This window comes from Salmonella sp. SAL-020 (genome assembly GCF_017372215.1).
In the GTDB taxonomy this organism is placed as follows: Bacteria; Pseudomonadota; Gammaproteobacteria; order Enterobacterales; family Enterobacteriaceae; genus Salmonella; species Salmonella enterica.
Window position 1 is genome coordinate 899,486 of the sequence record NZ_CP071690.1, and the last position, 14,393, is coordinate 913,878.

A 14,393-nucleotide genomic window follows, 5' to 3' on the forward strand; every position below is an offset into this window, starting at 1 on the left:
TTCATACTCCCTCAATAATTTCAGGTTCGGTTTGCGGCCAGAAATAGCGATACTGATAATTGACCTGCGCGCGCGCCTGTTCCGGGCTACTAAATTCGCCTACGCCGTACCAGCCAAACATGGCAGCGCCGGCCACGGTTGTTTCCGCGTCGTCCAGCACTTTGATAGGGATATCAAGCTGATTCGCTTTAATTTGATTCCACAAAGCGTTGCGACTGCCGCCGCCAACCAGTAACAGTTCTGTGGCGTTAAAATGACCGATTTTCTCCAGCGTGCGCAGATTACGCTGCAGTTGCGCCGTCAGGCCTTCCAGCGCGGCGCGATAGAAATGGCCGCGGGTGGTATTGAGCGTCACGCCCTGCCAGCCTGCATTTTGGCAGGCGAGCAGATCGCACTGCATCCGTACGCCTTCCGCGCCAGCGGAAATAGCGCGCGCTTCGTCGATCAGCGTTTGCCATGGTGTTTCCGGCGTCCACAGCAGTTTTCGTACCCATTCGAGTACACCGGAGGCCAGCCACTGCATTCCGGGGTTATAAAGCCCCGACTGACTGTCCAGTTCACAGGTCGAGCCCGGATACTGACTGAGCAGCGAGGTATCCACCTGACCGCTGCGTACCATCAGAATCTCCCATGTTCCGGAGGAGAGCACCGGTTCACCTTGCTGCGCGCCAGCGCCGAATAACGCGAACTGAGTATCGTGTCCGGCAGAGATCACCGGCACACCCGCCGGGAGACCGAGTAGCCTGGCCGCGTCTGTCTGTAGCGTGCCTATCTGGGCGCCTGCTTCCACGATACGCGGGAACAGGCGGCGCGCCAGGCCCGTCGCCTGCAGGATTTCCGGACTAAAGTCGCGCTGATGGATATCCAGTAGCTGGCTGGTGCCTGCCATAGTGATATCGGTTGTAAACTCGCCGGTCAGACGGTGGTTAATCAGCGACGAGATAAACAGCCAGCAGTGAGCTTGTTCCAGCAGGCGCGGATGATTCTCTTTAAGCCAGACCAGTTTATACAGCGTGTTAAAGCTGAACGCGCCGACGCCGGAGAGCGTCTGCAATTGCCGGGGCGAGATAAAGCGCTCAATCGTTTCCATCACGGCGGCGGTTCGCGGGCATTTCCAACTGATGACCGGGTAGAGCAGCTTACCCTGCGCATCGACCAGCGCGCCATCGACGCCGAACGTAGTCACCGTAATACCGCGAACAACACACTCCGACAGGGCGCTGGAGAGTGACCTGCAGCAGTCGGCGAAACGTTGCAGGATGGCGTCCAGCGACCACTGATGCCAGGCGCTATTTTCTGCGGCAATGTCGCTGGCGTTAGCGGTTGAGGCGCGGGCGACAATTTTCCCCTGGCGATCAACGGCGATCGCCCGAACGTTAGTCGCACCGCAGTCGAGAACCAGGATAACGTCTTGTTTCATAGATAACTCCATAAACGCCGCCCGATGGCGCTACGCTTATCCGGCCTACGGTTCACGCGCCCGTAGGCCCGGTAAGCCTGCGCCACCGGGCTAAGCCGCATTAACGTTTATACAGCGGGCCATAATTTTGGCAGGCGCGATAATCCTGGCCTTCGATATCCATACCGTGAGCCGCCCAGGCGGAAGGACGGTAGATCTTCGCCTCCTCCACGTTGTGCATACATACCGGGATACGCAGCATCGCGGCGAGAGTAATAAAGTCTGCCCCTACATGGCCGATGGTGAGTACGCCGTGGTTAGCGCCCCAGTTCGCCATCACCGAATAGACATCGGTAAACGGGCCTTTGCCGGTAAGACGCGGCGCAAACCAGGTGGTAGGCCAGGTAGAGTTGGTGCGGGCATCAAGCTGATCGTGCATCGCTTTCGGCAGTTCGACGCTCCAGCCCTCGGCGATTTGCAGTACTGGTCCCAGGCCTTTGATGATATTCACGCGAGTCATGGTGAATGGCACGCCGCCTTCGGTCAGAAAACGGGATGAGTAGCCGCCGCCGCGGAAGTATTCGTGAATCGCCGGGCACCATTCGGTGGCCGCCAGACACGCATCCGCCTCTTGTTGGCTGATTTCCCAGTGCGGTTTCATGGTCGGCTTGCCTTCGCTGTCGCGCTGTTTACAGGCACCGTCCAGAGCGGCAGAACCGGAATTAATCAGGTGAATAATGCCGTGTTCCGCCAGGCCGCTGAGCGCCTGGCCGGTGACGCGTTCTACGGCTTCCGGCGACCAGTAGGTTCGCACGTCGGCGAATATCTGCGCGGTACCAGTGAGTTGATGACCGAACAGCATCGCTACGCCGTTCAGACTGTCATTTTCGGTGGCGACGACAAACGGTTCGCGTACGCCGTTCCAGTCAAAAGAACTATTGAGCAGCGCTTCGGCGGTATCGCCGTTCGGGTATTGATCGGTCCAGTGGCGCTGGCCCTGGAAGCCGGCGGCAATGGCGTTGTAGCCCAGCGATTCTTCAACTAACCCTTTGTCCGCCAGCGTCTTGTTGCCCTGCATCATATCGCGAATACACATCGCCATCAGCAGGCTCTCTTTTAACACCGCGCGGTTCTGGGCTTCATTGCGCTTATACTGCGAGGCGTTCTGATCTTCGCCGTAGCGGAAGTTTTTATCCGCCCACGCCAGCGCCATCTCCAGTTCGGCCTCATCATAAATTTTTTGATCGATACGGCGGCGCAGTTCGGTCATATCTACCGCTTGCACCTTCATGCCCAGCCAGGATTCAAAGAAGTTATGATCGACAATGGAACCCGCGATCCCCATCGACACGCCGCCGACGGAGAGGTAGCTTTTGCCTTTCATGCTGGCTACCGCTAACCCTGCCCGCGCAAAACGCAGCAGTTTTTCTTCGACGTCGGCAGGAATGGAGGTATCGTCGGCATCCTGCACGTCATGGCCATAAATGGAGAACGCTGGAATGCCTTTCTGGCTGTGCGCCGCCAGCGCCGCGGCAAGGTAAACCGCCCCAGGACGCTCTGTGCCGTTAAAGCCCCAGATGGCTTTTGGACGCATCGGGTCCATATCAATGGTTTCGCTGCCATAGCACCAGCACGGCGTAACGGTAATGGTCACGCCCACGTTCTGGCTACTGAATTTTTCTTCACAGGCGGCGGATTCCGCCATTCCGGCAATACAGGTATCCGCAATGACGCACTCCACTTGTGCCCCACAGGCGTGGCGCATTTTCTCGGTGATGAGCGCCGCCGTCGCTTTCGCCATGTTCATGGTTTGCTCTTCGAGCGACTCGCGTACGCCCATACGACGTCCATCAATCACCGGGCGGATACCGATTTTCGGTAAGCTGATTTTTTTCATGACAGATTCCTCACGTTATTCGGATAAATGTTCAGTTTGTCGCCGCTTGTGAACGGAAACGGGCAAAAATGAAGATGACGGCAAAGCACAATGCCGGAACCAGTTCGGCGGTCGGGATTTTGCCTGCGGCGTCGCTAACGAAGCCCATTACTGGCGTGACAATACCGCCGCCAATAATGGTCATGACGATAAAAGACGAGCCGTACTTAGTGTCCTGTCCCAGATTTTTGATACCCAACGAGAAGATGGTCGGGTACTGGATTGACATAAATGCGCTACACAACGTCAGCGCCAGCAGGCCGATATGTCCGCCGCTAAAGGCGGAAATCAGACACAGGAGCATGGCAAACAGGGCGTAGGCGGCCAGCACTTTATGCGGCGCGAAGCGGCTGATAAGCCAGGTCCCGGTGAAACGGCCGATAAAGAAGCACACCATCGTGCCGGTCAGGTAGTTGGCGGCGAAACCGGGCGTCATTCCAGGAATCTCCTCAATGGCGTAGCGGATCAGATAGCTCCAGCAGGCGGTTTGCGCCCCCACGTAGCAGAACTGCGCCAGCACCGCCCAGCGCCAGTGGCGAATACGGATGAGTCGGGAGAGAGAAGATAAGAAAGAGCTTTGTTTAGCATCGCTATGATCGTCACTTTGCAGGGCCGGAAATTTGGTCAGCATAATCAGCAGCGCAACTACTAATACGATGGCGACGATAATCATGTATGGCGTTTGTACCGATAACACCAGGCTGTGTTTATAGGCGCTAAGCTGATCCGGCGTCATTTTATCAAGCGCTTCTTGTGATTGATGCGGCACGTTAGACAAAATAAGGCTTTGCCCAAACACAACGGCGATAATAGCGCCAAAGGAGTTAAAAGTTTGCGCCAGATTAAGCCGGAAATGTCCGCCGCTTTCTGGACCTAATACCGTAACAAAAGGATTGGCCGCAGTTTCAAGGCAGCCTAAACCGGCGGCGATGATAAACAGGCCAATTAAAAATAATGTGTAATTCATTATCTCGGCGGCAGGCCAGAATAATGCGGCGCCAACAGCATACAAAAAAAGCCCGGTGATAATCCCTGCTTTATAACTGAGCTTTTTCATCAAAATCCCAGCGGGAATTGGAATGACGAAATAACCGAAATAAAAGGCTGACTGAATAAGTCCGGCCTGGAAGTTAGTTAGCGTAAAAGCTTGTTGAAACTGCGGTAATAAAATGTCATTCAGATTATTGGCGACGGCCCACAGAAAAAATAGCGAGCAAAGTAAGGCGAATGGAATAATGTAGCGCTTGCTTTTGCTTTGCTCTGCATCCACAGCACGAAAACTCTGTGTTTGTATTGTTGTGTTTCCCATAGCATCCTCATCGGTTCAGAAGCTTTTGCGTGCGGTCGGTTCTGGTCACCAGACCGTAAAATTAGGTGAGTTCGCTTTTCTTACCGGTAATAAATTGGCGTCCGGAATGAACTCATGGAGTCATTTTCAAATAAAAAAGGCCTTTTAATATGATGGCGGTCACATTTATACCTGAGAGCAGAGCGTTCTGTGATTATCATCACTTTAATTTTCATAAAAAAATGACCGTTTGAGATGTTTAATTTAAAAAACCACAGACTGAATGCCCGAATTAAATTATTGCCACGAAAACGGGCAGTAGTAACTTATTCTTCATCTTTGCCCGTTTTAAAAAATATTATTAAGAGCGGGCATTTATCGGCGAGAGAAACGGTAGTCGTCTGGTTTATCGTGGCGAATTAATTGATGTGAATCACAAAATATCGTTATTTAAATTCCCTTCTCTTTATTCAGTATGATGATAGTTGCTAACTATTCGATTATTTCAACAGGACAGCAGCGCGATGCGAAAGGCGGTTTTGTTGTCTCATTTTGAATCACAGAGAGAGGTAAATAATGGAACGAAATAGACTGGCGCGGCAGATTATTGATACCTGTCTGGAAATGACGCGGTTAGGGTTAAATCAGGGGACGGCAGGTAACGTGAGCGTACGTTATCAGGGCGGATTGCTGATTACGCCGACGGGGATCCCCTACGAGAAGCTGACAGAGTCGCACATTGTCTTTATTGATGCTGACGGTCAGCATGAGCAGGGCAAGCTGCCTTCCAGCGAGTGGCGTTTTCATATGGCGGCATACCAGACGCGCCCTGACGCCAATGCCGTGGTACATAACCACGCTGTCCATTGTACGGCAGTCTCGATCCTGAATCGCCCGATTCCGGCGATTCACTACATGATTGCCGCCGCAGGAGGAAACTCTATTCCCTGCGCGCCCTACGCCACTTTTGGCACCCGCGAACTTTCTGACCATGTTGCCGTGGCGCTTAAAAATCGTAAAGCGACGCTGTTACAGCATCACGGGCTTATCGCTTGTGAAGAAAATTTAGACAAAGCGTTGTGGCTGGCGCATGAAGTGGAAGTGCTGGCGCAGCTCTATTTAAGTACGCTGGCCATTGTCGATCCGGTACCGGTACTGGATGACGAGGCGATCGCTATCGTACTGGAGAAATTTAAAACTTACGGATTACGTATTGAAGAGTGATGTCAGGAGACAGGCGATGGCGAACAGAATGATTCTGAATGAAACGGCATGGTTTGGCCGGGGAGCGGTGGACGCATTAACCGATGAGGTGACGCGCCGCGGTTATCATAAAGCGCTGATTGTTACCGATAAAACGCTGGTGCAATGCGGTGTGGTCGATAAAGTGACAAGCAGAATGGATGCCGCAGGGCTGGCGTGGGAGATCTATGCTGGCGTGATCCCTAATCCTACGATTTCCGTTGTCCAGGAAGGGCTTAAGGTCTTTACCCAAAGCGGCGCGGACTATCTCATCGCCATTGGCGGCGGTTCTCCGCAGGATACCTGCAAAGCGATCGGTATTATCAGTAACAATCCGGAATTTGCCGATGTGCGCAGTCTGGAAGGGCTATCGCCGACCCGTAAACCCAGCGTGCCGATTATGGCGATCCCGACAACGGCGGGAACCGCGGCGGAAGTCACTATCAATTATGTGATTACCGATGAAGAGAAACGGCGCAAATTCGTTTGTGTCGATCCGCATGATATTCCGCAGGCGGCATTTATCGATGCCGATATGATGGACGGTATGCCGCCCGCGCTGAAAGCGGCAACGGGCGTGGATGCGCTAACCCATGCTATTGAAGGCTATATTACCCGGGCCGCATGGGCGCTGACGGATGCATTACATATCAAAGCCATTGAGATTATTGCTGGCGCGCTGCGCGGCGCCGTGGCCGGAGAAAAAGAGGCCGGTGAGGCGATGGCGCTGGGGCAATATGTTGCCGGGATGGGGTTTTCCAATGTGGGGCTGGGGCTGGTGCATGGGATGGCGCATCCGCTGGGCGCGTTTTACAACACGCCGCATGGCGTCGCGAATGCTATTTTGCTTCCGCATGTGATGCGTTTTAATGCCGGGTCTACCAACGAGAAATTCCGTGATATCGCCCGGGCGATGGGGGTGAAGGTAGAAGGATTGAGTCTTGAAGAGGCACGTAATGCCGCAGTGGAAGCCGTATTTACGCTAAATCGCGATGTGGGAATTCCGCTGCATTTGCGTGATGTCGGCGTTCGAAAAGAGGATATCCCGGCGCTGGCGCAGGCGGCGTTCGATGATGTCTGTACGGGCGGCAATCCGCGTGAAGCGAGTCTGGCGGACATTGTCGAACTGTATCATATCGCCTGGTAATTTTGCCGGATGGCGCTGCGCTTATCCGCTCTACATTTCGTGCAGTCCTGTAGGCAGGATAAGGCGTTCACGCCGCCATCCGGCAACAAAACTACCGCGCCAGCCGTAGCTGCTGTAAGTTTCCGTCGATATGTAAATCGGTTTGCAGACGTGCAATATCGCGGCAAAGAAATGCCATTTCTTTATGCGTCTCAAGCTTTTTGCGCCACTTTTCCGGCACCTCGTCCAGATGGGCGTAAATTCCCTCCAGATTTTGAAACTGAATCAACAGCTGGGTCGCGCTTTTGGGGCCGATACCGGCAACGCCGGGGACTTTCGAACTGCTGATTCCTGCCAGACCCCAGTAATCCGGCAACTGCCGGGGAAGTACGCCAAACTCTTTTTCAATAAACGGCGCGTCCAGCCAGCGTTTCTGGAAGTAGTCGCGAATGCGCAATCCCGGAGAGAGCAACTGGCAATAGCCTTTATCGGTTGACACAATGGTTGCCTGGTGTCCGGCTTCGGTAACTTTTAGCGCCAGCGTCGCCGCCAGATCGTCCGCTTCGTTACCGTCTGATGCCCAACAGCGTATGCCGCGCTGTTCAAATGCGGCGCGTAGGGCGGGCATTTCATTATGTAAATCGTCAGGCATCGGCGGACGTCCTGCTTTGTAGTCCGGTAAACGCTGATGACGCCAGCCGCTGCTGCGCGCGTCGTCATCAAATACCGCTACGGCATGGGTTGGCTGGCTGTGGATAATCAATTGATCGAGCGCGTGTTGGCAGGTTTCCACACAGGGCGATCCCTGAACGGCGTGAATACGGCGAATCAAATTGAGCGCGTCGACGATAAGCAGATGAGCAGCCACGGTGTTCTCCCTTACAAACCTGCGCGTAGGGTAACATTCACGGCGGGGGGAGGCGAGCATTGCGAAATAGCGCTATCCGTAGGCCTGATAAGCGAAGCGACATCAGGCAACAAAGCCGGATGGCGGCGAGCGCCTTATCCGGCCTACAGATCCTAAAATGTGCTGAGAATTAATCGCAGGTAACGATCTTCATCGCCAGGCCGCCGCGCGAAGTTTCGCGGTACTTAGCGTTCATGTCTTTACCGGTTTCGTACATGGTCTCAATCACTTTATCGAGGCATACACGCGGTTCGCTGGTACGGCGCAGCGCCATACGCGCGGCGTTGACCGCTTTGACTGAAGCAATCGCGTTACGCTCAATGCAGGGAACCTGTACCTGACCGGCAACCGGATCGCAAGTTAACCCCAGATTATGCTCCATGGCGATTTCTGCGGCGATACACACCTGCGCCGGACTACCGCCCAGCAGCTCGGCCAGACCCGCTGCCGCCATGGAACAGGCCACGCCGACCTCTCCCTGACAACCCACTTCGGCGCCGGAAATAGAGGCGTTCATCTTATACAGCGAGCCAATCGCGCTGGCGACCAGCATATAGCGAGCAAGTGAGTTAGCATTTACTTCGCGGATAAACTTGTCATAGTACGCCAGCACCGCCGGCACAATACCACATGCGCCGTTAGTCGGCGCAGTGACTACTCGTCCGCCTGCGGCATTCTCTTCGTTCACCGCCAGCGCGAACATATTGATCCAGTCGACGACCGCCATCGGATCGGTGGTGGTCTTATCCTGACTGACCAGCACCCGACGCAGCGCCGCCGCGCGACGCGGAACGCGCAGTTTGCCCGGCAATACGCCCTCGGTGGTGATACCGCGCTCAATACCGCTGCGCATTACCTCCCAGACCCTGGCGAAGTGCTGCTCCAGCGCTTCTTTACTGTGCAGAGCCAGTTCGTTTTGCATCATCAGACCGGAGAGCGACAAACCCGTCTCCTGGCAGTGGCGCTGTAAATCCGCGGCGGTTTTGTAAGGGTACGGTACGTTAACGGGTTCGCTATTCGTCAAACCAAAGTGCTCTTCATCGACGATAAAGCCGCCGCCGATGGAGTAGTAGGTTTGGCTGTAGAGCACCTTATCGCCCGCCAGCGCGGTAATACGCATCCCGTTCTCATGCAGAGACAGGTTGTCGGCGTGGAAATTCATGCACTTATCGACCGGAAATTCGACTTCATGCTGCCCATTAGCCAGTAGTAAACGCCCATGGGTGTTCACATCCTGGATAAAGGACGGAATGGCGTCGATATCGACGGTGTCCGGCAGATTCCCCGCCAGGCCCATAATAATGGCGATATCAGTGTGGTGGCCTTTACCCGTCAATGACAGAGAGCCGTAGACATCCACCACGACGCGGGTGACATCTGTAAGGATATGGCGGGCAATCAGATCGTCCGTGAACTGCTTGCCTGCTTTCATTGGTCCGACGGTGTGAGAACTGGAAGGGCCAATGCCGATTTTAAAAATATCGAATACGCTAATCATAGGGCATCCATTGCGGTTGTATCATAGAGAAGCGCCGCGGTAAGCGGCGCTAAAGGACTTAGCTGAACAGTGAGTAGAAAATAGCGGAGATGGCAATCAGGCCCATAATCACAACGAATACGTTGCTGATATGACCGCTGTACTTACGCATTGCCGGTACTTTCTGGATGGCATACATCGGCATCAGGAACAGAATCATCGCGATGATCGGGCCGCCCAGGGTTTCAATCATGCCCAGGATGCTGGGGTTCAGCGTCGCCACAATCCAGGTGGTGACCAGCATGAACAGCGCGGTAATTTTATTCAGTTTGTTGATTTCGATGGATTTACCTTTACCACGCAGCGATTTAATCACCATCCCGTTAAAGCCTTCACGCGCGCCCAGGTAGTGGCCGAGGAAGGATTTGGTGATAGCAATCATCGCAATGATCGGCGCCATCCAGGCGATGATCGGCGCGTTAAAATGGTTCGCCAGGTAAGACAGAATAGAGATGTTCTGCTCTTTTGCCGCTGCCAGATCTGCCGGCGTCAGGCTCAGCACGCAGCTGAAGACGAAGAACATCACGGTCAGCACCATCATGATGTGGGCGAAGGCCAGAATTTTAGAACATTTCTTCTCTGCGCCTTCACCGTACTCTTCACGCTTCGCAACCGCGAAGGAGGAGATGATCGGGGAGTGGTTGAAAGAGAAAACCATCACCGGAATCGCCAGCCACAGCGTCATCCACAGACCGTTACCGGTAGACGCGGCGGAATCAAAGGACAGAGTTTCCAGCGCCGCGCCGTTCCACTGCGGGATCAGGTACAAGGCCAGCAGCATCAGCGCAGCGACGAACGGGAATACCAGGATACTCATCGCCTTAACGATCATTTGCTCGCCGAAGCGCACGATGGTCATCATGCCAACAATCAGGATCAGGGAAAGAATCGCCCGCGGCGGCGGATTAATCGCTAACTGGTGGGTCAGGAAGCTTTCCACGGTATTAGTAATCGCCACGCTGTAAACCAGCAGGATGGGGTAAATCGCGAAGAAGTAGAGCAGGGTAATCAGTTTACCTGCGCCGATACCGAAGTGTTCCTCAACGACTTCAGTGATGTCTTCACCCGGGTTTTTACCGGACAGCACGAAGCGTGTTAAGCCACGGTGTGCGAAAAAGGTCATCGGGAAAGCGAGAATCGCCATGATGATGAGCGGAATCATGCCGCCGACGCCTGCGTTGATCGGCAGGAACAGAACGCCCGCGCCGATAGCCGTGCCGTAAAGGCCCAGCATCCACATGGTATCCGTTTTGCGCCATGCGCTTCGAGAGTCAATCGAAGCAATAGTGCTGGTCTGAGTGGTTTCCATCTATTTCTCCTGGAGGATGCTAAAAATCAGGTTGCTGGTCTAATCCAATGAAAAAAGACCTGATCGTAAAATGAAATCTGCTTAGGGACGCTTTTTATATAATTTTTCGCCGTAATAATTTTCGGGCGGAAAGATACATTTAAGTGATGAATCTATCAGTGATCCCGATCTCAAATGCAATAATCCGCTTCTTACATGGATAAATTTGGACCATTAATCTATTAAAAAAACGTCATAACGAATTTCCGGGCGCGAAGGCTACCATTAACGATATAAGGCCGGAAAGATTGGGGCGCAAGATACGGAGGTTTGACTATAAAAATCAAGGTTTTTAGTGGATTCTTGCGAAGAATGAGAGTTTGAACCGATAAATCACGGTAAGAGGAGTCAGGTAAACGTTTGCCTGGCAATCTATTTATGGTGAATTATAAATGGTGTTTATAAAACAATGCGGGCTATGCCTCTGATGATCATCATAAAAAATGAAGGCATACGTGAATCGCCATACCGCAATGAAAGGAATGGGAGAAGCGCCCGGCTGCTGGCGGCAACCGGGCATAAGCGTTAAGCGCAGATCTCGTAACAGGGGATGTAGGCGGAACCCGGCAATTTCATACGATGCTGCGCGACGAATCCCTGCAGCAGATCGTCCATGCGACGCATCATCTCTCGATCGCCGTGAATTTTATACGGACCATTAGCTTCAATGGCGCGTATCCCGACCTCCTTCACGTTCCCCGCGACAATACCGGAGAAGGCGCGCCGCAGATCCGCCGCCAGAATCTCAACCGGCTGATCCGGGTACAGTTTCAGGTTGGCCATATTCTCATGCGACGGCTCAAACGGCACCTGCAGATCCGGTGCAATACGCATCGACCAGTTAAAACTATAGGCGTCGCCAGTATCGCGGCGATTCTCTTTCACTTGCGGCATCGCTTTCTTCATCAGCCGCGCTACCTCCGCCGCATCGTCAATGATGATGCGGTAATGACGGCGGGCCGCTTCGCCCAGCGTATGGGTAATAAACTCATCCAGCACGCGGAAGTAATCGGCGCTCTCTTTTGGTCCGGTCAGGATCAGCGGCAGCACCTGATTTTTATTGGCTGGATTCATCAGAATCCCCAGCAAATAAAGCAGCTCTTCCGCCGTACCCACGCCGCCCGGGAAGATGATGATACCGTGTGCGATACGGACGAACGCTTCCAGGCGTTTTTCGATATCCGGCATGATGATCAGTTCGTTCACCAGCGGGTTAGGCGGTTCAGCCGCAATAATGGAAGGTTCAGTCATGCCGATAAAGCGGCTGTCTTTATAGCGCTGCTGTGCGTGACCGACCGCCGCGCCCTTCATGGGGGCTTCCATCGCCCCAGGGCCGCAGCCGGTGCAGATGTTCAGCTCGCGTAATCCCAACTGCGTGCCGACGCGACGGGCATACAGGTACTCGTTTTCGTTAATTGAGTGGCCGCCCCAGCATACCACCATGTTTGGCGCTTCGCCGACGTGCAGCGCCCGGGCGTTGCGCAAAATGGAGAACACCAGATTGGTGATATGTGTTGAGCTTTCAAGATCCAGATGCTGGAAACGGCCGGCATTATGGATCTGCCCATTCACAAAGAGAATGTCGCGCAGCACCGCGAACAGGTTAGCCTGTAGCGCACGAATAATCCGCCCGTCAACAAAGGCGTCTTCAGGCGGATTAATCAATTCCAGTTTCACGCCGCGCTCGCGGCGCAGTACGTTAATATCGAAATTTTCAAAGCGGGACAGCAGCTCTTTGCTGTTGTCGGTCAGGCTGCCGGAGTTAAGAACGGCAAGTGAACAGTTACGAAACAGTTGATACAGGTCGCTACTGGCCGTGCGTTTCAGCATGTCCACTTCCAGTTGCGACAACATATCCATTGAGCCAAGCGGGCTAATATGTGTAATCAAGTAAACTCCTTATGGGACGCAACACGCCATTCCCTGTTGATTACAATAGCCCTGGCTGATGACCTTTCACAACCTTACATGCGCAATCCGGCACGCAAAATTGACAAAAAAATTACTGTCGCGCCAGCCTGCCCGTGGCGGGCACGAAATCGGTATTGCTGCGCCAGGGATTAATGTCCAGCCCGCCGCGGCGGGTATAGCGTGCATAAACGCTTAACGTTTCCGGCTGGCAGAAGCGCAGAATGTCATTGAAAATACGCTCTACGCACTGCTCGTGAAATTCATTATGGTGACGGAAGGAGACCAGATAACGCAGCAGTTTTTCCCTGTCGATTTTGCGTCCGCGATACTGAATTTGTATCGAGCCCCAGTCCGGCTGGTGGGTGATCAGGCAGTTGGATTTCAACAGATGACTGACCAGCGTTTCTTCTACTTGCTTCTCGCCGCTGACCGCATGTTGCAGATAGTCGGTAGTAAACTGGTAGTTGTCGATACTGATATCCTGATCGTCAATACAGGTGCCGTGGAAATGGGCGACAGGCTGTCCTTCCAGCTCATCAAGACGATGAAGCCTCACGCTAACGTTGCCCTGCGCGCAGGCGCGCAGATCGCGCTCCAGCGTCTGGCGCACCGTCTCCCAGGTGTCAAAGCGCGTCTGGTTAAAGCTGTTCAGATACAGTTTAAAGCTTTTGGATTCGATTAAATTAACGCTGGTGTAATCCAGTTCGACATGCCCGACGGCGACCTGCGGAAGACCCTGGCTGTTAAGCCAGGAAAGTTCATACAACGTCCAGATATCCGCGCCGTGGAACGGCAAATTATCGGCTGTTAATCCGAGCGGGTCGCGATTCAAACTGCGCGGTACGCCCTGCAGCAGGCTGGCGTCATAATTGTCCCGGTAATCCGTTGATTTTCCGAGAGTCAGGCCATCGAGAGCCTGATGGTTTTCATAAGAAGACATGTTTCACCGTCATAAACCAGATACACTATGCGTCAAGTGTATCCTGGCTTTTATGAAGAGAGAAACTGGTGGACGAACTGACAGCGCAGGCATTGAAAGCCTTTACGACGCGTTACTGCGACGCGTGGCAAGAAAAACACGGTAGCTGGCCGTTGAGCGAAGAACTGTATGGCGTACCTTCTCCGTGCATTATTTCTTCAACCCGCGATGCCGTTTACTGGCAGCCGCAGCCTTTTGAAGGCGAAGAAAATGTAAACGCGGTTGAACGCGCCTTTGATATTATGGTACAACCTGCGCTCCACGCGTTTTACACCACGCAGTTTGCTGGCGACATGCCCGCGCAGTTTGCGGATGAAAAGCTTACGCTACTGCAAACCTGGAGTCAGGATGACTTTCGGCGCGTGCAGGAAAATCTGATAGGCCACCTGGTCACGCAAAAGCGGCTCAAGCTTCCTCCCACGCTTTTTATTGCGACGCAGGAAAATGAGCTTGAGGTCATTTCGGTCTGTAATCTGTCCGGCGAGGTGATTAAAGAAACGCTGGGCACCCGTAATCGTACCGTTCTTGCCGCAACGCTTGCGGAATTCCTTACGCAACTTAATCCTCTTCTGTAATCGTTTGCCCTAACGGGTGTGAGAGATCTCTTACAAAGTCTGTAGGAGATCGCTAGGATAGCAGCGGATACTGAGCCCCGTTTTCTTATATAAATATATATAAAACAACATGTTAAAATGTTTTTGCGCACTTTCATATGAAAAT

At 53.4% G+C, this 14,393-nt stretch carries 11 protein-coding genes; 3 read left to right on the plus strand and 8 right to left on the minus strand.

The genetic code is table 11. The features are described 5' to 3' along the window. Position 1: 1 nt before the first annotated feature. The 3 genes from fucK to fucP all read right to left on the minus strand — a co-directional run bounded on the left by fucK (position 2) and on the right by fucP (position 4,644). On the minus strand, positions 2-1,420 hold the full coding sequence (gene fucK / locus J1G48_RS04320; RefSeq protein WP_000806786.1) for an L-fuculokinase: 1,419 nt from the start codon (positions 1,418-1,420) through the stop codon (positions 2-4). 100 nt (positions 1,421-1,520) lie between these two features. Further along, the gene (gene fucI, locus J1G48_RS04325) at positions 1,521-3,296 is read right to left on the minus strand and encodes an L-fucose isomerase (protein ID WP_000724134.1); all 1,776 of its coding nucleotides are present in this window, start codon (positions 3,294-3,296) and stop codon (positions 1,521-1,523) included. A 31-nt stretch (positions 3,297-3,327) separates the two neighbouring features. Next, positions 3,328-4,644 carry an L-fucose:H+ symporter permease gene (fucP, locus tag J1G48_RS04330; protein WP_000528622.1) on the minus strand — a complete coding sequence of 439 codons (1,317 nt, stop codon included), beginning with the start codon at positions 4,642-4,644 and terminating at the stop codon, positions 3,328-3,330. A 555-nt stretch (positions 4,645-5,199) separates the two neighbouring features. Here fucP and fucA point away from each other — a divergent pair. Next, positions 5,200-5,847, plus strand: a complete 648-nt coding sequence (gene fucA / locus J1G48_RS04335) for an L-fuculose-phosphate aldolase (protein ID WP_000440819.1) — start codon at positions 5,200-5,202, stop codon at positions 5,845-5,847. A gap of 16 nt (positions 5,848-5,863) precedes the next feature. Beyond that, positions 5,864-7,012: a lactaldehyde reductase gene (gene fucO, locus J1G48_RS04340; protein ID WP_000013564.1), complete on the plus strand. Its 1,149-nt coding sequence runs from the start codon at positions 5,864-5,866 to the stop codon at positions 7,010-7,012. A 91-nt stretch (positions 7,013-7,103) separates the two neighbouring features. Here fucO and xni read toward each other — a convergent pair whose 3' ends face one another. From xni to queF, 5 genes are all read right to left on the minus strand, one after another. Beyond that, the gene (xni, locus tag J1G48_RS04345) at positions 7,104-7,859 is read right to left on the minus strand and encodes a flap endonuclease Xni (RefSeq protein ID WP_001574919.1); all 756 of its coding nucleotides are present in this window, start codon (positions 7,857-7,859) and stop codon (positions 7,104-7,106) included. A 169-nt stretch (positions 7,860-8,028) separates the two neighbouring features. Continuing rightward, positions 8,029-9,396, minus strand: a complete 1,368-nt coding sequence (sdaB, locus tag J1G48_RS04350; RefSeq protein ID WP_000626384.1) for an L-serine ammonia-lyase II — start codon at positions 9,394-9,396, stop codon at positions 8,029-8,031. A gap of 58 nt (positions 9,397-9,454) precedes the next feature. Further along, positions 9,455-10,744 carry an HAAAP family serine/threonine permease SdaC gene (gene sdaC / locus J1G48_RS04355; RefSeq protein ID WP_000450462.1) on the minus strand — a complete coding sequence of 430 codons (1,290 nt, stop codon included), beginning with the start codon at positions 10,742-10,744 and terminating at the stop codon, positions 9,455-9,457. Between the two features lie 564 nt (positions 10,745-11,308). Continuing rightward, positions 11,309-12,673 carry a nucleotide 5'-monophosphate nucleosidase PpnN gene (gene ppnN / locus J1G48_RS04360; RefSeq protein WP_000627973.1) on the minus strand — a complete coding sequence of 455 codons (1,365 nt, stop codon included), beginning with the start codon at positions 12,671-12,673 and terminating at the stop codon, positions 11,309-11,311. A 112-nt stretch (positions 12,674-12,785) separates the two neighbouring features. Continuing rightward, positions 12,786-13,634 carry an NADPH-dependent 7-cyano-7-deazaguanine reductase QueF gene (gene queF, locus J1G48_RS04365; protein WP_000100463.1) on the minus strand — a complete coding sequence of 283 codons (849 nt, stop codon included), beginning with the start codon at positions 13,632-13,634 and terminating at the stop codon, positions 12,786-12,788. Between the two features lie 68 nt (positions 13,635-13,702). On the opposite strand from queF, the gene syd reads away from it, so the two are divergent. Next, on the plus strand, positions 13,703-14,248 hold the full coding sequence (gene syd, locus J1G48_RS04370; protein ID WP_000343990.1) for a SecY-interacting protein: 546 nt from the start codon (positions 13,703-13,705) through the stop codon (positions 14,246-14,248). Positions 14,249-14,393: the final 145 nt, after the last annotated feature.